Annotated in this window: 15 protein-coding genes; 7 read left to right on the top strand and 8 right to left on the bottom strand. The window is 69.9% G+C overall.

The genetic code is table 11. The annotated features are described in order from the left end of the window. Positions 1–236: 236 nt before the first annotated feature. Positions 237–2720, bottom strand: coding sequence for an ABC transporter permease (locus H9658_RS12155; protein WP_191825524.1), 2484 nt, complete (start codon positions 2718–2720; stop codon positions 237–239). Beyond that, positions 2717–3319: an ABC transporter ATP-binding protein gene (locus tag H9658_RS12160; RefSeq protein WP_191825525.1), complete on the bottom strand. Its 603-nt coding sequence runs from the start codon at positions 3317–3319 to the stop codon at positions 2717–2719. The genes H9658_RS12155 and H9658_RS12160 overlap by 4 nt, the downstream gene beginning before the upstream one ends. Before the next feature lie 125 nt (positions 3320–3444). Between H9658_RS12160 and H9658_RS12165 the strand changes: the two genes are divergently transcribed. The 3 genes from H9658_RS12165 to H9658_RS12175 all read left to right on the top strand — a co-directional run bounded on the left by H9658_RS12165 (position 3445) and on the right by H9658_RS12175 (position 6323). Further along, entirely contained in the window at positions 3445–4110 is a 666-nt protein-coding gene (locus H9658_RS12165) for an arylesterase (RefSeq protein ID WP_185813826.1), read from the top strand. A gap of 92 nt (positions 4111–4202) precedes the next feature. After that, positions 4203–4916, top strand: a complete 714-nt coding sequence (locus tag H9658_RS12170; RefSeq protein WP_003481607.1) for a response regulator transcription factor — start codon at positions 4203–4205, stop codon at positions 4914–4916. Positions 4917–5042: 126 nt separating this feature from the next. Beyond that, complete coding sequence (locus tag H9658_RS12175) at positions 5043–6323, top strand: sensor histidine kinase (protein WP_191825526.1); 1281 nt, start codon at positions 5043–5045, stop codon at positions 6321–6323. Between the two features lie 108 nt (positions 6324–6431). Here the strand turns inward: H9658_RS12175 and H9658_RS12180 are convergent, their stop codons facing one another. From H9658_RS12180 to H9658_RS12205, 6 genes are all read right to left on the bottom strand, one after another. Beyond that, positions 6432–7871, bottom strand: a complete 1440-nt coding sequence (locus tag H9658_RS12180; protein ID WP_191825527.1) for an efflux transporter outer membrane subunit — start codon at positions 7869–7871, stop codon at positions 6432–6434. Continuing rightward, a complete protein-coding gene (locus H9658_RS12185; protein ID WP_191825528.1) occupies positions 7858–9030 on the bottom strand; it encodes an efflux RND transporter periplasmic adaptor subunit in 1173 nt (390 codons plus the stop codon). Before H9658_RS12185 ends, H9658_RS12180 begins: the two co-directional genes overlap by 14 nt. Next, complete coding sequence (locus H9658_RS12190) at positions 9020–12232, bottom strand: efflux RND transporter permease subunit (RefSeq protein WP_191825529.1); 3213 nt, start codon at positions 12230–12232, stop codon at positions 9020–9022. The genes H9658_RS12185 and H9658_RS12190 overlap by 11 nt, the downstream gene beginning before the upstream one ends. Before the next feature lie 136 nt (positions 12233–12368). Then, positions 12369–13841 (bottom strand): sensor histidine kinase, encoded by a 1473-nt coding sequence (locus tag H9658_RS12195; RefSeq protein WP_191825530.1) that lies wholly within the window; start codon positions 13839–13841, stop codon positions 12369–12371. Next, a complete protein-coding gene (locus tag H9658_RS12200) occupies positions 13819–14505 on the bottom strand; it encodes a response regulator transcription factor (RefSeq protein WP_179568289.1) in 687 nt (228 codons plus the stop codon). The genes H9658_RS12195 and H9658_RS12200 overlap by 23 nt, the downstream gene beginning before the upstream one ends. Positions 14506–14584: 79 nt before the next feature. Continuing rightward, the gene (locus H9658_RS12205; protein ID WP_191825531.1) at positions 14585–15295 is read right to left on the bottom strand and encodes an SGNH/GDSL hydrolase family protein; all 711 of its coding nucleotides are present in this window, start codon (positions 15293–15295) and stop codon (positions 14585–14587) included. A gap of 202 nt (positions 15296–15497) precedes the next feature. Here H9658_RS12205 and H9658_RS12210 point away from each other — a divergent pair, with 202 nt between their 5' ends. The 4 genes from H9658_RS12210 to H9658_RS12225 all read left to right on the top strand — a co-directional run. After that, on the top strand, positions 15498–15878 hold the full coding sequence (locus H9658_RS12210; protein ID WP_179568285.1) for a diacylglycerol kinase: 381 nt from the start codon (positions 15498–15500) through the stop codon (positions 15876–15878). Positions 15879–15917: 39 nt separating this feature from the next. After that, positions 15918–16667, top strand: coding sequence for a TerC family protein (locus H9658_RS12215; protein ID WP_179568283.1), 750 nt, complete (start codon positions 15918–15920; stop codon positions 16665–16667). Positions 16668–16743: 76 nt separating this feature from the next. Then, positions 16744–17397 carry a LemA family protein gene (locus tag H9658_RS12220; protein ID WP_191825532.1) on the top strand — a complete coding sequence of 218 codons (654 nt, stop codon included), beginning with the start codon at positions 16744–16746 and terminating at the stop codon, positions 17395–17397. Between the two features lie 184 nt (positions 17398–17581). Continuing rightward, on the top strand, positions 17582–18452 hold an 871-nt coding region (locus tag H9658_RS12225; protein WP_191825533.1), incomplete at its 3' end, for a TPM domain-containing protein.

The raw sequence follows: 18452 nt of genomic DNA on the forward strand, positions 1-18452 counted from the left end.
CACGCGGCATCGATTGCACTGTAGGCAGGGTCAGGCGTGCGCTGAAGCAACGATTCGGATGGTGCTTATACGCAACCGGCATATGTTGCTTGCGCGGGATTGGGGATTGGGGATTGGAGATTCGTAGTGCACCGCCGATCTCCATCGGCGGTGCACATCGCTGCTGCCGGTCGCGAGCGTGCGTTAGCCGACGCCTGCGGCCTCGCCACGCACACGCATGCCGGGCCGCGCTGCGCTCAGTTCTCGCGCAGCGCCAACGCCGGCGGCGTGCGCAGGATGCGGCGCGTGCCCGACCAGCCGGCGAGCAGGCTCAGCAGCACGCCGCCGACCCCGCCCAGCAGCAGCGCCGGCCACGGCGGCGACAGCGTCAGCTGGAACGCCTGTTTCGCCACCACCACGCCGATCCCCGCCGCCGCGCCGACCGCCAGGATCGCCGCCAGCAGGCCGAGCGCGCCGAATTCCACCAGCACCGCGCCGCGCAACTGGCCACGGCGCGCGCCCAGCGTGCGCAACACCGCACTGTCGTAGCGGCGCTCGCCGGCGGTGGCCTGCAGCGCCGCCAGCAACACCAGCACGCCGGCCAGCAGGCTGAAGCCCATCACCAGCTGCACCGCCTGCGCCACCTGGTCGATCACCTCGCGCACCCGCCCCAGGATCGCGTCGATGTCCAGCAGCGACACGTTCGGATAGGTGCGGCTGAGGCCGCTCAACTGCGCCGCGGAACCGCGCGGCAGGTGGAACGCGGAGATCAGGTTGTACGGCGCGTCCTGCACCGCGCCGGCGTTGAGCAACAGGAAGAAATTGACCCGGAACGAATCCCAGTCGGCCTTGCGCACACTGGTGACGGTGAAGCTGCGCTGCTGCTCGCCGAGCAGCAGGGTGATGCGGTCGCCGAGCTTGAGGCCGTAGCGCTGCGCCCAGGCTTCCTCCACCGACGCTTCCGCCGCGGTGCTGTCGGCGGCCCAGAAACGGCCCGATAGCAGGCGGTTGGCGGCGGGGAATGCGTGCCGCCAGGAGAAGTTGATCGGGCGATCGGCGCCATCGCCATCGTCCTCCGGGCCTTGCTCCTGGCGCTGCGGCGGCTTGCCGTTGATCGCCACCAGCTTGCCGGTGCTGAACGGCTCCACCGCCGCGTCCGTCACGCCCAGCCCGCGCAGCGTGCCGAGCACGTGCTCGGCCTGGTCGGGCTGGATGTTCATCAGGAAGTAGTTCGGCGTGTCCGCCGGCAGCCGGTCGCGCCATTGGCCGAGCAGGCCCGGGCCGATCACCGCCAGCAGCAGCAGCGCGCACAGCGACAGCGACAGCCCGACCAGCTGCACCACGCTCAGCGCGCGGCGCCGGGTCAGCGCCGCCAGGCCCAGCTTCCACGGCCCGCGCAGGCGCGACTGCAGCCGCCGCAGCAGGGCCAGCAACAGGCCGCCGACCGCTGCGGCGAGCGCGGCCAGCAGGGTCAGCCCGCCCAGCACCCAGGCCGCGAGCACGCCATCGCCGGTGGCGTACACCGCCAGCACCACGGTGGCGACCAGCGCGGCGGCGTAGACCAGCAGCGAGGTCGGCGGCAGCGCGGCGAAGCTGCGGTTGAGCACGCGCATCGGCGGCACGTTGCGCAGCCGCAACAGCGGCGGCAGGCCGAAGCCGAGCAGCAGCAACAGGCCTATGCCGGCGCCGGCCAGCGCCGGGGTCGCCTGCGGCAGCGGCAGCCGGTTCGGGATCAGGCTGCCCAGCGCTTCGACCAGGCCGATCTGCGCCAGCATGCCCAGGCCCACGCCGAGCGCGCAGGCGGGAATCGCCAGCAGCAGCAACTGCAGCGCCAGCGCGCCGAGGATGTCGCGCTGGCGCGCGCCCAGGCAGCGCAGCACCGCCACGCTGTCGATGCGGCGCAGCGCGAAGCGGTTGGCCGCCAGCGCGGTGGCGACGCCGGCCAGCAGCACCGCCAGCAACGCGGTCAGGGCGAGGAAGCGGCCGGCGCGGTCGAACGCGCCGCGCACCCCGCGCTGGGTGTCCTCGATGCCGACCAGGCGGAACGCCTTGGCGCGCGGCTGCAGCCATTCGCGCAACGCGGCGATCTCGCCCGGCGCGCCGGCGAACATCAGCCGGTAGGAGGCGCGGCTGCCGGGGCCGAGCAGGCCGGCGGCATCGACGTCGGCGCGGTTGACCAGCAGCGGCGGCGACAGCTGCATCAGTTCGCCGGAAGCGTCCGGCTCGGCGCGCAGCACCCGGGTCACGCGCAGCGTGCCGGCACCGAATTCCAGGTCGTCGCCGAGCTTCAGCCCCAGCGCTTCGAGCAGGCGCGGATCGGCGTAGGCCTGGCCGCGCGGCGGCGGGCCGGCGCGCTCGCTGCCGGCGCCGGCGGTGTCGCGTGCGACCAGCAACTCGCCACGCAACGGATAGCCGACGTCGACCGCCTTGATGTTGGCCATCTGGCTGGCATCGCCATGGAACAGCACGCTGGGAAAGCTGACCAGGCGCGTGTGGCGCACGCCGCGGCGCTGCGCCTGTTCGGCGAACGCGGCGGGGATGTCCTGGCGCCCGGTCACGCCGAGGTCGCCGCCGATCACCTCGGCGGCGCTGCCGGTCAGCGCCAGGGTGACGCGATCGACCAGGGTGCCGACCGCGGTCATCACCGCCACGCCCAATACCAGCGCGGCGAACACGGTCAGCAGGTCGCCGGCGAACAGCTCGCGGCGCAGCGCGCGTGCGGCGTGGCGCAGCACGTTCATGCGTCGGCCACCGCTTCGGCCTGGCGCAGGCGCCCGCGGTCGAGCCGGTAGCGGTGTTCGCAACGTTGCGCCAGGCGCAGGTCGTGGGTGACCAGGACCAGGGTGGTGTCGCTGCCGGCGTTGAGCGCGAACAGCAGGTCGCTGATCTGCTGGCCGGTGGCCTGGTCGAGGCTGCCGGTGGGTTCGTCGGCGAACAGGATCCTCGGCCGCGCCACGAACGCGCGCGCCAGCGCCACGCGCTGCTGCTCGCCGCCGGACAGCTGCCGCGGGTAGTGCCGCGCCCGCGCGGTCAGGCCGACCGCCTCCAGCACCTCGCGCACCCGCGCCGGGTCCTCGCGCCCGGCCAGTTCCAGCGGCAATGCGATGTTTTCGGCGGCGGTCAGCGACGGCAGCAGGTGGAAGCTCTGGAACACGAAGCCGACCTCGCGCGCGCGCAGCGCGGCGCGCGCTTCCTCGTCCAGCGTGTTGAGCGACTGCCCGGCGAGCACGATCTCGCCGCGCGTCGGCAGGTCCAGGCCGGCGAGCAGGCCGAGCAGGGTAGTCTTGCCGGAACCGGAAGCGCCGACGATGGCGACGCTGTCGCCTTCACCGATGGTCAATCCGACGTTGTCGAGAATGTGGACCGTGCCCTCCGGTCCGCTGACGGATTTGCCGACATCGCGCACGTCGATCGCGATGCCGGTGCGGGGAGTGGGGGCCAGACTGTCGATGAGGAAATCTCCGGATGCGTGGCAACGATACGAAAGGAACGCCTGCCTGGACGCGCAGCGCCTGGCTCCTGGCCTGTCTGGCATGGTGTCTGCTGCTGCCCGCCATCGCCTGTGCCAAAGGTGCGACGGGGCCGGTGCTGGTGGTCGGCGACAGCCTCAGCGCTGCGCACAACATCCCGGTCCAGTCCGGCTGGGTGGCGCTGCTGGAGCGCCGCCTGCAACAACAGATGCAGGCGCCACCGGCCGTAGTCAATGCCAGCATCAGCGGCGAGACCTCTTCCGGCGCGCTGACCCGGCTGCCGGCGCTGCTGCAGAAGCACCGGCCGGCGGTGGTGGTGATCGAACTCGGCGGCAACGACGCGCTGCGCGGGCTGACCCCGGCGGAGCTGCGCGGCAATCTGGAGAAGATGATCGTGCTCAGCCGTAACGCCGGCGCGAAGGTCTTGTTGCTGGGGATCGACGTGCCGCCGAACTACGGGCCGGCCTACCGGCAGCGGTTGCGTGCGGTCTACGCCGACCTGGCCAAACAGTACCAGACCGGGTTGCTGCCGTTCCTGCTGGAAGGCGTGGCGCTGAACCCGGCGCTGATGCAGGACGACGGCCTGCATCCCACCGCCGCCGGCCAGCCGAAGGTGCTGGACAATGTGTGGCCCAAGCTCAAACCCTTGATCGGCGGGTGATTCTTGCGCCGGTCAGGCATATGAAGCGGTCTTCACGCGGTCACCACCGGGTTTCCGGCATGTTTCACAAAGCTGAAGACTGAGGAAGCTCTATGCGTCAGACCAAGGAAACCTCCGGACTCGTTCTGGTCGTCGAGGACAACCGCAACATCTCCGAAATGATCGGCGAATACCTGGAAGGCCGCGGATTCGAAGTGGATTACGCCTGCGATGGCCTGGACGGCTATCGCCTGGCGGCGGAGAACAGCTACGACGTGGTGGTGCTGGACCTGATGCTGCCGCGTCTGGACGGCATCGAAGTGTGTCGCCGTTTGCGCAACGACGCGCGCAAGTCCACGCCGGTGCTGATGCTGACCGCGCGCGACACGCTCGACGACAAGCTCACCGGCCTGGGCTTCGGCGCCGACGATTATCTGACCAAGCCGTTCGCGATCCAGGAACTGGAAGCGCGGCTGCGTGCGTTGATCCGCCGCGAGCGCCGCCAGGTGGGCTCGGAAGTGCTGAAGGTGGCCGATCTGGTGCTGGATCCGGTGAGCATGCGGGCGACCCGTGCCGGCACCGAGCTGCAGCTGTCGCCGATCGGCCTGCGCCTGCTGACCATCCTGATGCGCGAATCGCCGCGCGTGGTCACCCGCCAGGAGATCGAGCGCGAGATCTGGGGCAACGGCCTGCCCGATTCGGACACGCTGCGCAGCCATCTGTACAACCTGCGCAAGATCATCGACAAGCCGTTCGACCGGCCGTTGCTGCACACCGTGCAGAGCGCCGGCTACCGCATCGCCGACATCGCCCAGCCGATGAGCTGAGCGGCGCCGGCTTTCGTTGAGAGGCCGGCGTTCGTTACGCGGCAGGCCCCGGCAACGGGGCCTGCTTGCACGGCGGATTCACCATTCGCCCTCTTATAATCGCGGCGACGTCACACGGAAGCTGTAATGCCGCACGGTTTGCCGCGCAAAATCCGCCTTGCCCTGATCGCCCGGATCCTGTTCGCTGGCTGCATCGTCGCGTTGGGCAGTTACCTGGTGGTGGCGGTCGTGCAGCACTCGCTGGTGGGGTCGGTGATGCGGCAGGAAGCCGCGCACTATTGGCGCCTGTACGCGCAGTCTCCCTCGCAGCCGCCGCCGAACAGCCACACCTTGCACGGCTACCTGGTGCCGGCCGGGCAATCGGATGCGGCGGTGCCGGCGAATCTGCGCGGCCTGGAGCCCGGCCTGCACGAGAACCGCCCCGGCGGCGAGATGGTCCTGGTCGACGACACCAAGGCCGGGCGCCTGTACCTGGTGTTCCTGCGCGCGCAGGCGCAGCGCCTGGCGTTCTGGTTCGGCATCGTGCCGGCGCTGCTGACCCTGGTCGCGGTGGTGGTGGTGGGGTGGCTGACCCATCGCGCCTCGCGGCGCCTGCTGTCGCCGGTGAACTGGCTGGCGCGGCGCGTGTCGCAATGGGACCCGCGGCATCCGTCCACCGCCGACCTGGCGCCGGAAAACCTGCCGGCCGACGTGCAGGGCGAATCGCGGCAACTGGCCGCCGCGCTGCATGCGCTGGCCCTGCGCGTCACCGACCACGTGTCGCGCGAGCGCAACTTCACCCGCGACGCCAGCCACGAATTGCGCACGCCGCTGACCGTGATCCGCGTCGCCAGCGACATCGCGATGACCGATCCCGACCTGCCGCCGCGGCTGGGCCGCAGCCTGCAGCGCATCCAGCGCGCCGGCCGCGACATGGAGGCGGTGATCGACGCGTTCCTGATCCTGGCGCGCGAGGCGGACGTGGTGCCGCAGAGCGAGACCTTCGAGGTCGCCGACGTGGTCGAGTACGAGGCAGAGAACGCGCGCGAGCTGTTGACCGGAAAGCCGGTGACGCTGAGCGTCAGCATGCTGGCCGCCACGCGCCTGCACGCGCCGCCGCGGGTGCTGCACGTGGTGGTCAGCAACCTGCTGCGCAACGCCTGCAGCTATACCGATGCCGGCAGCATCGTGGTCGAGATCGGCAGCGACCGGATCAGCATCCGCGATACCGGCATCGGCATGTCGCACGAAGCGCTGCAGCGCGCGTTCGAGCCGTTTTTCCGTGCCGAGCCCGACCGCCCGCAGGGCACCGGGCTGGGGCTGTCGATCGTGCGCCGGCTGTGCGAGCGCTTCGGCTGGCGGATCGGGCTGGAAAGCACGGAAGGCGGCGGCACCACCGCCACGGTCAGGTTCGATCCGGCCAAGTGACCGGCGCTGGCGTGACGCGCGTTCGGCGGGGCGTTTGCTGGGACGATCGCCATTGCAGGCCCACGCCGACGACAAGGCAGGATGTTTCCGGGCGCGATCGACGCCACGTCAGGTTTTTTCGCCTGCCTCCCAGCCGCCACCCAGCGCGCGGATCAAGGCGACGCTGGCCCGCAACTGCCGGGTTTCCAGATCGATGACGCTGCGCCGCGCATCGAGTTCGGCCGTCTGCGCCTGCACCACCTCGAGGTAGCCGACGGCACCCTCGCGGTAATGATTGAGCGACAGGTCGACCGAGCGCTGCGCGGCATCGGCCGCCGCGCGCTGATCGGTCAACGCCGTGCCCAGGTCGTGCAGCAAGCTGAGGTTGTCCTCGACCTGGGCGAAGGCAGTGAGCACCACGTCGCGGTATTTCGCGCCGGCCTCGGCGGTCGCGGCCTGCGCCGCTTTCACGCCTGCCTTGCGGCGACCACCATCGAACACGTTCAGCAGAAGGCTGGGGCCGATGGCCCAGAACCGGTTGGGCGCGGTGGCGATGCTGCCCCAGCGATCGCTCTGCCACCCGCCTTGCCCGTCGATGGTCAGTTGCGGGAAGAACGCGGCGCGCGCGATGCCCACCTGGGCGTTCGCCGCTGCGGTACGCCGCTCCGCGGCGGCGATGTCCGGGCGACGCTGCAACAGCGTCGAAGGCACCTGCAGCGGGATTATCGGCACCGGCACCCGCACGGTGTTGGCCGCGAGCTGGAAGCTGGACGCGGAATCGCCGACGAGCGCCGCGATGCCATGCAGCACCAGCGCGCGTTGCGCTTGCGCCTGCGTGCGCTGCGACTTGGCGTTGGACAACTGCGTCTGCGCGCGTGCCACGTCCAGGGCCGAGGCGATCCCCCCGGCATGGCGCGACTGGGTGAGCTGCAAGGCCTTGCCGAACGCGTCGATGCTTTCGCTCAACACCTGGATCTGGCGGTCGTAGCCGTTGAGTTGCAGGTAGCTGTCGGCGAGCTGCGCCTGCAGGCTCAGGCGCGCCTGTGCGAGATCGGCGGCGGAGGCGGCCTGCTGCGCTTCGCCAGCGGCGACGGTGTCGCGCACGCGGCCCCACAGGTCCACTTCGTAGTCGAGCTGGGCACCGACGGTGTACGCGTCGTAGTAGGCCGGCGAAGTGGCGCCGCGCAGCGGGCGCGTATCCGATTGGCGGTTGCGCGCGGCGCTGCCGTCGAGGCCCAGGGTCGGGAAGTACCCGGCGCGGGCCTGCTGGGTGAACGCCTCGGCCTGCTGGTAATGGGCAAGCGCGGCGGCCAGCGTGGCGTTGTTCGCCAGCAGGCGCGCCTGCAACTGGTCGAGCCGGTCGTCGCCGTAGACCTTCCACCAGCCGTCGCGGTCGAGACGGTCGGCCGGCTGCGCTTCCACCCACGGCGAATGGGGATCGCTGTACTGCGCCGCCACCGGCACCTCGGGTGCCTGGTAGGTAGGCGCCAGCGAGCAGGCCGCCAGGCCCAGCGACGCCACCATCGCGGTCGCGGCAAGCCGTGCGCGTGCGCGATCAGACCTTTGCATGTTCGCCTGCCGGCTTGGGCGCAGCGATGCGCACGCGATCGCCTTCGGCCAGGCCATCGGGCGGGCTCTCGATCAGGCGGTCGCCGGCGGCGATGCCCGAGCCGAGCTGCACGGTCTTGCCGAAGTCGCGGGCGATGGTCACGGTCTTGAACGCCACCTTGTCGTGCGCATCGACCACCGCCACGCGCAGGCCCTTGTCGTCGAACACCAGCGCGCTGGCCGGCACGCGCAGCAGCGTGGCGTTGGCGGCAAGCGCGAAGGTGACGCTGGCATAGCCGCCCGAAAGCAGCTTGCCGTCCTGGTTGTCCACGGCCACCTGGACCAGCGTGGTGCCGGAGGCGGCGTTGATCGCCCCCGACGACCTGTCGACGACACCGGCGAAGGTCTGGCCCGGATACTCCGGCACCGTCAGGGTCACGCTGGTGCCCGGGCGCACCGACGGCGCGTAGTTCTGCGGCACGTTCACGTACATGCGCAGCTTGCGCGTGTCGGACACCACGAACAGTTCCTGGCCGCCGCCGCCGGCGTTGACCAGCGCGCCGACATCGGTCTCGCGCGCGGTGACGGTGCCGTCGAACGGCGCCACCAGCTTGGCGAAGCCCTTCAGCGCCTGGATGCGTTCGACGTTGGCCTGCGCGGCCTGCGCGAGCGCGCGCTTGGCCGCGTAGTCGCCGCTCTTCTCGTCCACTTCCTGCCTGGAGACCGAGTCGGAATTGCCCATGGCCTGCCAGCGCCTGGCGGTGGTCTGCGCCAGTGCCGCGTTGGCGCGGGCGCTGGCCAGGTCGGCCCTGGCCTGGAGCAGTTGCTGGTCCAGGTCGGGGGTTTCGATCTCGGCGAGCACGTCGCCGGCCTTCACCTTGCTGCCGATGTCGGCCTTCCACCATTTCAGGTAGCCGCTGGTGCGGGCGTAGATCGGCGCGCGCGCATACGCCTGCAGGCGGCCCGGGAGGTTGAGCGCGCTGTCGCCCTGGCCAGCCTCCGGAGTCACCAGTTGCACCGTCGGCATGGCCTGGTCGTCGGTCCACACGCGCAGCGTGCGTGCGTCGTTGGCGCGCGTGGCGACCCCGGCGACGACGATGGCCAGGACCACGATCAGCGCGATGATGCCGGCCAGGCGGAGGCGGCGCGGTGGCCGGGTGTGCGGGGTATCAGGCGACATGCAGGGACTCTCCGGAGGCGTTCGCCGGGGGGGAAGACGGATGGGCGCGACGGCTGTGGATCATGCTGAAGACGATCGGCACGAAGAACAGCGTGGCCGTGGTGGCGAAAATCAGGCCGCCGATGACGGCGCGGCCCAGCGGCGCGTTCTGCTCGCCGCCTTCGCCCATGCCCAGCGCCATCGGCGCCATGCCGATGATCATCGCCAGGGCGGTCATGAGCACCGGACGGAAGCGGACGAAGCCGCCCTCGAGCGCGGCCTTGGCCGCGTCGCCGTGCTCGGCCAGGCGCTCGCGGCAGAAGCTCACCACCAGGATCGCGTTGGCCGTGGCCACGCCCATGCACATGATGGCGCCGGTCAGCGCCGGCACCGACAGGCTGGTATGCGTGGCGAACAGCATCCACACGATGCCGGCGATCGCCGCGGGCAACGCGGTCACGATCACGAACGGATCGCTCCACGACTGGAAGTTCACCACGATCAACAGGTAGATCAGCACGATCGCGCCGAGCAGGCCGAAGATGAGCCCGGAGAACGCGTTGTTCATCGTCTGCACCTGGCCGAGCAACGCGGTGCTGGACGCCTTGGGCAGGAACTTCTGGTTGGCGTCGACGATCTTCTGGATGTCGGCGGCGACCGCGCCGAGGTCGCGGTCCTGGGTGGCGGCGAAGATCTCCACCATCGAATTGATGTTGTACTGGCTGACCACCGCGTTGGTCGCGGTCCGCGACACCGTCGCCAGGCCGCCGAGGATCTGCGCGCCGCCGCTCCCCGAGCTGGGGCTGATCGGCACGTTCTCCAGGCCCGGCAGGCTGTCGAGGCTGTACTGCGGCGTCTGCATCACGATCGGATACGACACGCCGTTCTGCGGATTCAGCCAGAAGGTCGGCGCGATCTGGCTGGAACCGGCCAGGTTCACCCCCAGGCTGCTGGTGACGTCGCGCTCGGTGATGCCGACCTGTTGCGCAAGGCTGCGGTCCACGTTCACGTTGAAACCGGGGCTGGCCTGCGATTGCTGGATGCGCGCGTCCACCACGCCCGGCACGCGGCGGATCTCGCGCAGCAGGCGGTTGGCGTAGCCGAAGTTGGCCGCCAGGTTCGGGCCACGGATCTGCAGGTCCACCGGCGCCGGCGAACCGAAGTTCAGGATCTGGCTGATGATGTCGGCCGGCGGGAACGAGAACACGACACCGGGAAACTGGCGCGGCAGGGTCTGGCGCAATCGGCGCACGTAGTCGGCGGTGGGCGCGTGGCCTTCGTTCAGCGCGATCTGGATGTCGCCATCCTGCGAGCCGATGGTGCCGGTGTTGTTGTAGGCGTTGTTGATGCCCGACGACGACAGGCCGATGTTGTCGACGACGCTGCCGAGCTGCTCCTTCGGAATCAGCGCGCGCACCGCGCCGGTCACGTCGGCGAACAGGCGTGCCGTCTCCTCCACCCGCGTGCCGACCGGCGCACGCACGTGCATCAGGATCTGGCCGGAATCCACCGACGGGAAGAAGTTGCGGCCCAGCATCGGCACCAGCAGGAACGACAGCGCCACGCAGGCCACGAAACCGGGCACGAACAGCCTGCGTCGCACCAACGCGGTTTCGAGCAATGCGTGGTAGCTGGCCCGCAGGGCCTCGAAGCGCTTCTCGAAACCGCGCTGAAAGCGCAGCAGCGGATTGCGCGAAGGCGGTTGGCCATGGCCGTCGCCGTGCAGGTCGGTATGCGGCGCGTGCGGGTGCAGCAGGTATTTCGCCAGCGTCGGCACCAGCGTGCGCGAGAGCACGAACGAGGCGATCATCGCGAACATCACCGCCTCGGCCATCGGCACGAACAGGAAGCGCGCCACGCCCTGCAGGAAGAACATCGGCACGAACACGATGCAGATGCACAGCAGCGAGACGAAGGCGGGCGTCACGATCTGCGCCGCGCCGTCCAGGATCGCCGTCTCCACGTCCTTGCCCTGCTCCAGGTGCCAGTTGATGTTCTCGATGGTCACCGTGGCATCGTCCACCAGGATGCCGACCGCCAGGGCCAGACCGCCCAGCGTCATGATGTTCAGCGTCTCGCCGATCGCCGACAGCGCGGCGATCGAGCTGAGGATCGCCAGCGGGATCGAGGTGGCGATGATCAGCGTCGAACGCCAGCTGCCGAGGAACAGCAGGATCATCAGGCTGGTCAGCGCTGCGGCGATCACGCCTTCGCGCGCGACCCCCTCGATGGCGCCGCTCACGAACAGCGACTGGTCGCCGATGGGGACGATCTTGAGGTCGGCCGGCAACGCGTCCTTCATCGCCGCGACCCGCTCCTTGACCCCGGCGATGATCGCCAGCGTCGACGCCGAACCGTTCTTCAGCACCGTCATCAGCACCGAACGATCGCCGTCGACGTGCACGATATTGCTCTGCGGCGGCGCACCGTCGCGGACGTGGGCCACGTCGCGGATGAACACCGTGGCGCCGTCGACCACCTTCACCGGCAGGTTGCCCAGTTCCTCGATGTCGGACGGCGAGTTGTTCAATTGCAGCGTGTATTCGTACCTGCCGATCTTCTGCGTCCCCACCGGGGTGATGAGGTTCTGCGCGGCGAGGGCGTTGGCCACGTCCTGCGCCGACAGCCCGCGCGCTAGCAGCGCCGGCGGATCGATATCGATCTGCACCTGGCGGGTCTTGCCGCCGAACGGATACGGGATCGCCGCGCCGGCCACCGAGGTGAGCTGCGGACGGATGATGTTGAGGCCGAGGTCGGCCAGGTTCTGTTCGGTGAGGCCTTCGCCCGACAATGCCAGCTGGATGATCGGCACCGTGGACGCGTTGTAGTTGAGGATCAGCGGCGGCGTGGTGCCCTGCGGCAACTGCCGCAGCATGGTCTGCGCGACGGCGGTGACCTGTGCGTTGGCGGTGCGGATGTCCGCGCCCGGCTGGAAGAAGATCTTGACGATGCCGAAGCCCTGGATCGAGCTGGCCTCGATGTGCTCGACATCGTTCACCGTGGTGGTGAGCACGCGCTCGAACGGCGAGGACACGCGCCCGGCCATCTGCTCGGGCGGCAGGCCGTTGTACTGCCAGACCACGGCGATCACCGGGATCCTGATGTCGGGGAAGATGTCCGTGGGCGTGCGCAACGCGGCCAGCGGTCCCACGATCAGGATCAGCAGGGCGAGAACGATGAAGGTATACGGTCGCGTCAGGGCGATCCGGACGATGCCAATCATGGAGGGCGGGTTCCGTGCGCGAATGTTGCGTCGCGGCGGATTCTGCTCCCGGACCTTCCCTGGGCGTAGTTAAGATTTATTTAGACGCGCAGGCGGCGGTCGAAAAAACGCGATGGCTGAAGGGCTTGCCCGCCGATCACGGCGCCAGTGGGCGTGCATCCGGCACGCTCTCGCCCAGTGCCTCGAGGCTGGCCGGTTTCGCGCGGCAGGAGGTGGCCGCGCGGCTTTCCGGCGGCGGGGCGGCGGCCGGGCAGAGCACCGAGAACACCGCCCCGCGCGCGTCGCCGCCCACGCGCAGCGCATAGCCATGCAGGCGCACGATGGCGCTGACGATCGCCAGCCCCAGTCCGCAGCCTGGTTTGGCACGCGTCTGGTCGCCCCGGTAGAACCGGCGGAAGACGGCCTCGCGCTCCTCGGGCGGAATGCCGGGTCCGGTATCGGCGACGTCGATGCGGGCGTTGCCGGCCTGGTCGGTGAATGCGATCAGGCGGATCGTTCCCCCGTCTGGCGTGAATTTGATGGCGTTGCCGACCAGGTTGGCCAGTGCCTCGAACAGCAGATGGGGGTCGCCGCGCACGGCCGGCAGTGGCTCCAGCGCCAGCTCGAAGGCCTGCCCGCGGTCCTCGGCCAGCGGTGCGTAGAAGTCATGGACATCGTTCAGCAGGGCGCCGAGGTCCATCGTCGCGAAGCAGGCGCTGCGCTGGCGGTCTTCCAGCTCCGATACCCGCAGCAGGGCGCGGAACCGGGTCAGCACGGTGTCGATCTCGCCGACGCAATCGTCCAGTTGCTCGCCTTCGGGGCGGCCGGCGAACTGCTGCTGCAGGCGGTAAAGGCGCGTGCGCATGCGCGTGAGCGGGGTGCGCAGGTCGTGGGCGATGTTGTCGGTGACGCCCTTCACTTCGCCGAGCAGGCGCTCGATCTCGCCGAGCGTCTGGTTCACGGTGGCCGCGAGCAGGTCCACCTCGTCGCCGCCGCGCGACACCGGCAGGCGCACGCTGAGGTCGCCCTGGCGGATGGGGTCCATGGCGTGCTGGATGGCGCGGATGCGCCGCGCGGGGCCGCGCGCGATGAGGATGCCGCCGAGCACGCCGGGCAGCAGGGTCAACGACAGTCCCCACAGCAGTCCGCGGCAGATGATCCCGCTGAGCCCGTCGATGACGGTGCTTTCCTTGGCCACCACCAGGCGCCGGCCGTCCGGCAGCTGCCGGGCGATGCCGCGCGCGCGGGTCTGGCTGCCGTGCCCGGCGTCGATCAGGCTGGCCTCGATGGGGCTGACCGTCCCGTCCTCGGCCATGCCCTTGGGCACCGCGTTGATGTTGCCGGCGATGCGGCGCCCCTGCGCGTCGAACAGGCCCACCCACATGAAGCCCTGGATATCGATGGCGCTGGCCGCGGCCACGGTGTCGGCCAGGCGCCTGGGATCGGTGTTCTCCAGGTAATGGATGCGCGCGGCCAGCATCTGGTCGACCACGTTCGACAGGTAGCGCGAGGACTCCCACTGCACCACGCCGAGCAGCACGATGCACCACACCGCGAACAGCGCCCCATAGATGAGGATCAGCCGCGAGGTGGCCGAACGCCAGGCGTCACTCAGCGGGCGCAAGCACATACCCCGAGCCGCGCATCGTGCGGATGAGCGGCGGCTGGCCGTTGCCGTCGATCTTGCGCCGCAGGCGGCCGAGATGGACGTCGATCACGTTGGTGCCCGGATCGAAATGGAAGCCCCACACGTGCTCGAAGATCATCTGCCGGGTCACCACCTGGCCGGCGTTGCGCATCAGGAATTCGAGCAGGCGGAATTCGGTGGGCAGCAGCGCGAGCGGCTGGCCGTTGCGCAATGCGTTGTGGCGGACCAGGTCGAGTTCGAGGTCGGCCACGCGCAGGCGGGTTTCCGGCGTGGCGCTCGCATTGCGACGGCGGCGCAGCAGCACTTCGGCGCGCGCGGCGAGCTCGTCGGGCGAGAACGGCTTGGTCAGGTAGTCGTCGCCGCCGGCGCGCAGGCCGCGCACGCGTTCGTCCACCTCCGACAGCGCGCTGATCATCAGTACTGGCGTTTCCACCGCGCGCTTGCGCAGTTCGGAGACGACGTCGATGCCGTCCATGCCGGGCAGCATGCGGTCCAGGGTGATGATGTCGTAGCCGTCGGCCAGCGCGTGCTGCAGGCCGTCGCGGCCGTTGGCGATCCACACGGCGGTGAAGCCATGCGCGCCGAGTTCCGCGACGATGTCGCGGGCGGTCACTTCATCGTCTTCGATGACCAGGGCCCTGGGCATCCTGTGCAACTCCACGCTGGGGATAACGGAAAACGCCCGCCAAGGGTAGCCCTTCGGGCGGCCGGGCGGGCGCTATTTCCTATTTGCGCTGCAGGTACGGCCGCACCGTGTCGCGCCACAGCGCATAGCCGGCGGCGTTCATGTGCAGGTGGTCCGGGCCGAACAGTTCGCCGCGCGGTTGCCCGTCGGCGCCGAGCATCGGCGTGGACACGTCGATGAAGTCCACCCGCTTCAGTCCGGCGGCGGCCTTGCGGATCAGCGCATTGGCTTCGGCCGCCTGCGGCAGCAGCGCCGCGCGCGCCGGGCTCGGCTTGATCGAGATGTAGGCGATGCGGGTGGTGGGCAGGTCGCGGCGCACCCGCGCGACGAAGGCCAGGAAGTCGTCGCGCAGCTGCTGCGGGCTGCGGCCGCTGTTGAGGTCGTTGTCGCCGGCGTAGAACACCACCAGGCGCGGTCGGTACGGCACCACGATGCGGTCGGCATACCAGGTGCTGTCGCGGATCTCCGAGCCGCCGAAGCCGCGGTTGAGCGTGTCCACGCCGGGGAAATCGCTGGCCAGCGAGGTCCAGAAGCGGATCGAGGAACTGCCGACGAACAGCACGCCGCCGGGCTTGGGCGGATGCGCGGCATCGGCTTTGGCGAAGCGCTGCATGTCCTGTTCCCAGTCCGGGCTGGAGACCTGTTGCGGAATCTGCGGCGGGGGCATCAGGGTGAGCGCCAGGGCCGACTGCAGGCCCAGCAGGAACAGGCAGGTGGCGAGCAGCGCGGTGCGCAGCGGCGAACGGGGCATGAAGCACCTCCTAACGACAACGGAGCGGCGATGGTGCCGCAGGCGCCGCGCCGCAGGCAAATCCGCCGCCGGCGGCGGCCCGGCTCAGCGGCGAGCGGGGGCTTGTGGCAAAATTGGCGCCTAGCCCGCTTCGCCATCGCCCATGACCGTTCCCTTCCGGCCGTCGCCGTCGCGTCTTCGTTCCCCAGGCCGGGCCTGAGCCATGGCCGATCAATTCGGGCACCTGCCGCGCGGACCGCGCCGGATGCTGATGGCGCTGCGCTGGTCGTACCAGGGTCTGCGCGCGGCCTGGCTGCACGAATCCTCGTTCCGGCTGGAAGTGTGCCTGTTCGTGCTGCTGGCGCCGCTGGCGCTGTGGCTGGGCGACGGAGCGGTGCAGCAGGCGCTGATGATCGGCTCGCTGCTGCTGGTGCTGGCGGTGGAACTGCTCAATTCCGCGATCGAGGCGGTGATCGAGCGCTATGGCCCGGAACACCACGAACTGGCCGGTCGCGCCAAGGACATGGGCTCGGCGGCGGTGCTGCTGATGCTGGCCAATGTCGTGCTGTGCTGGGGCCTGATCCTGCTGCCGCGCGTGCTGTGACGTCCGCCTGTCTTTTTTACCGTTAAAGGATTCGACCCCATGGCTTTCGAGTTTCTCGCCGATCCCAACACCTGGCTGACGCTGCTGACGCTGAGCGCGTTGGAAATCGTGCTGGGCATCGACAACCTGGTGTTCATCTCCATCGCGGTGGGCAAGCTGCCGGAGGCGCAACGCCCGGCCGCGCGCAAGTTCGGTATCGCGGTGGCGTGCCTGACCCGCATCGCGCTGCTGGTGTCGCTGGCGTTCCTGGCGCGGATGCAGGGCGAGCTGTTCAGCGTCGCCGGCATGGGCATCTCGGTGCGCGACCTGGTGCTGATCGTCGGCGGCGTGTTCCTGCTGGTGAAGGGCACGATGGAGATCCGCGAGATGATCACCGGCGGCGAAGACGCCGACCCGACCACCAGCAAGGCCTCGGGTGTGTTCTGGATGGTGATCGCGCAGATCGCAGTGATCGACATCGTGTTCTCGCTGGATTCGGTGATCACCGCGGTCGGCATGGCCCAGCACATCCCGGTGATGGTGGCGGCGGTGCTGCTGGCGGTGGCGGTGATGCTGCTGGCGGCCAACCCGCTGGGCCGCTTCATCGACGCCAACCCGACGGTGAAGATGCTGGCGCTGGCGTTCATCCTGATGATCGGCGTGGTGCTGATCCTGGACGGCCTGGACGTGCACGTGCCCAAGCCCTACATCTACGCGGCGATGGGCTTCTCGGTGCTGGTGGAATGGCTGAACCTGCTGATGCGCCGCCGCGCCGCCGCGCACAACGTGCCCGGCGCCGGCCAGTGGTGAACGGCTGACGCCGCCGCGGCTGCGTTTTCACGGGAGGCGTGGCAAGCTGCGCCCTGTCTTTACCCCGGAGAGCGCCATGCGCCTGTTGTCCCGCTCGTTGTTCCTCGCCGCCGTGGTGGCGCTGTTGTCCGGTTGCGGTTACAACGCGATCCAGCAGAAGGACGAGGCGGTCAAGGCCGGCTGGTCCGAGGTGCTGAACCAGTACAAGCGCCGTGCCGACCTGATCCCGAACCTGGTCAACACGGTCAAGGGCTATGCCGACCAGGAGCGCCAGGTGCTGACCGACGTCACCAATGCGCGCGCGCGGGTCGGCCAGGTCCAGGTCAACGCCGACGATGCGGCCTCGCTGCAGCAGTTCCAGCAGGCGCAGGGCCAGCTGTCCAGCGCCCTGTCGCGGCTGCTGGTGGTCACCGAGAACTACCCCAACCTCAAGTCCGACCAGTCGTTCCGCGATCTGCAGGCGCAGCTGGAAGGCACCGAGAACCGCATCACCGTGGCCCGCGGCCGCTACATCCAGGCGGTGCAGGACTACAACACCTACATCCGCTCGTTCCCGCAGGTGATCACCTCGAAGATCTTCGGCTACAAGGAAAAGCCGAACTTCAGCGTGGCCAACGAGGCGCAGATCTCCGAGGCGCCGGCGGTGAACTTCGGCGGCCAGCCGGCGCAGACTGCGCCGCAGCCGCAGCCGCAGCCGCAGCCGCAGCCGCAGCCGGCACCGGCGCAGTAAGCGCACTGCAGCGCGTGGCGGTGCCGACGATGGCGCCGCGTCGCGCCGGCCCGCGCTGCGGCGTGCAGCCGGTGTGTGCAGCCGGGCCGGCGGCGTGAGCCCACCGGCCGCTTCCCGGGCCACGCCACCGTTGTGGTGTCCACCCTTCGATGCCGCCGCGCGATTGCGTCGGCAGGAGTCCGCAATGCGCGATACCACCACCCGCCACCGCCCCGCGCGCCGCGGCCGGCATGCCTGGCTCGGGATGCTGCTGCTGGCGCTGTTGCCGCTGCTGGCCTGGGCGCAGGCGACCGGCGAGGCGCCGATCCCGCCGCTGGACACGCCGGTGGTCGATACCACCGGCACCCTGCAGCCGACCCAGCGCCTCGCGCTGGAGCAGCAGGCGGTGCAACTGCAGCAGCGCAAGGGCAGCCAGCTGCAGGTGCTGGTGGTCGCGACCACCGCGCCGGAGACGATCGAGCAGTACACCCAGCGCGTGTTCGACCAGTGGCAGATCGGCCGCAAGGGCGTGGACGACGGGGTGCTGCTGGTGGTGGCCAAGGACGACCGGCGCGTGCGCATCCAGCCTGGCTATGGCCTGGAAGGCGCGATTCCCGACGCCACCGCCAACCGCATCATCCAGGAGTACCTGGCGCCGCGTTTCCGCGCCGGCGACTACGCCGGCGGCATCGCCGAGGCCACCGCGATGCTGGTCAAGCTGATCGACGGCGAACAGTTGCCGCCGCCGGTGAGCACGCATGCGGCCGAAGGGCGCTCCGGCGGCAAGCTGCCGTTGGGTTTCTTCGCCGGGCTGTTCGCCGCCTTCGTCGCGCAACTGCTGTTCGCGCGCGCGCCGCGGCTGCTGCGCGGCGTGCTGGCGGCGCTCGCCGGCGGCGGCGTGGGCCTGTTGCTGAGCCTGTCGCTGTTCGTCGGCGCGCTGACCGGCGCCATCGGGCTGGTGCTGGGCCTGCTGTCGGGCATCTCGCCGGGCCGCTCGGTCGGCGGCGGTGGCGGTGGTTGGGGCGGCGGCGGCTTCGGAGGCGGCTTCGGCGGCTTCGGCGGCGGTGGTTTCGGAG

This window comes from Xanthomonas bonasiae, from assembly GCF_014836395.1.
Lineage (GTDB): Bacteria > Pseudomonadota > Gammaproteobacteria > Xanthomonadales > Xanthomonadaceae > Xanthomonas_A > Xanthomonas_A bonasiae.

Excerpts from the sequence above, each read along its gene's own strand:
- H9658_RS12215 (WP_179568283.1), top strand. The coding sequence starts at position 15,918 with ATGGCTTTCGAGTTTCTCGCCGATCCCAACACCTGGCTGACGCTGCTG.
- H9658_RS12155 (WP_191825524.1), bottom strand. The coding sequence starts at position 2,720 with ATGAACGTGCTGCGCCACGCCGCACGCGCGCTGCGCCGCGAGCTGTTC.
- H9658_RS12195 (WP_191825530.1), bottom strand. The coding sequence starts at position 13,841 with ATGTGCTTGCGCCCGCTGAGTGACGCCTGGCGTTCGGCCACCTCGCGG.
- H9658_RS12210 (WP_179568285.1), top strand. The coding sequence starts at position 15,498 with ATGGCCGATCAATTCGGGCACCTGCCGCGCGGACCGCGCCGGATGCTG.
- H9658_RS12165 (WP_185813826.1), top strand. The coding sequence starts at position 3,445 with ATGCGTGGCAACGATACGAAAGGAACGCCTGCCTGGACGCGCAGCGCC.
- H9658_RS12190 (WP_191825529.1), bottom strand. The coding sequence starts at position 12,232 with ATGATTGGCATCGTCCGGATCGCCCTGACGCGACCGTATACCTTCATC.
- H9658_RS12185 (WP_191825528.1), bottom strand. The coding sequence starts at position 9,030 with ATGTCGCCTGATACCCCGCACACCCGGCCACCGCGCCGCCTCCGCCTG.
- H9658_RS12170 (WP_003481607.1), top strand. The coding sequence starts at position 4,203 with ATGCGTCAGACCAAGGAAACCTCCGGACTCGTTCTGGTCGTCGAGGAC.
- H9658_RS12205 (WP_191825531.1), bottom strand. The coding sequence starts at position 15,295 with ATGCCCCGTTCGCCGCTGCGCACCGCGCTGCTCGCCACCTGCCTGTTC.
- H9658_RS12180 (WP_191825527.1), bottom strand. The coding sequence starts at position 7,871 with ATGCAAAGGTCTGATCGCGCACGCGCACGGCTTGCCGCGACCGCGATG.
- H9658_RS12200 (WP_179568289.1), bottom strand. The coding sequence starts at position 14,505 with ATGCCCAGGGCCCTGGTCATCGAAGACGATGAAGTGACCGCCCGCGAC.
- H9658_RS12220 (WP_191825532.1), top strand. The coding sequence starts at position 16,744 with ATGCGCCTGTTGTCCCGCTCGTTGTTCCTCGCCGCCGTGGTGGCGCTG.
- H9658_RS12175 (WP_191825526.1), top strand. The coding sequence starts at position 5,043 with ATGCCGCACGGTTTGCCGCGCAAAATCCGCCTTGCCCTGATCGCCCGG.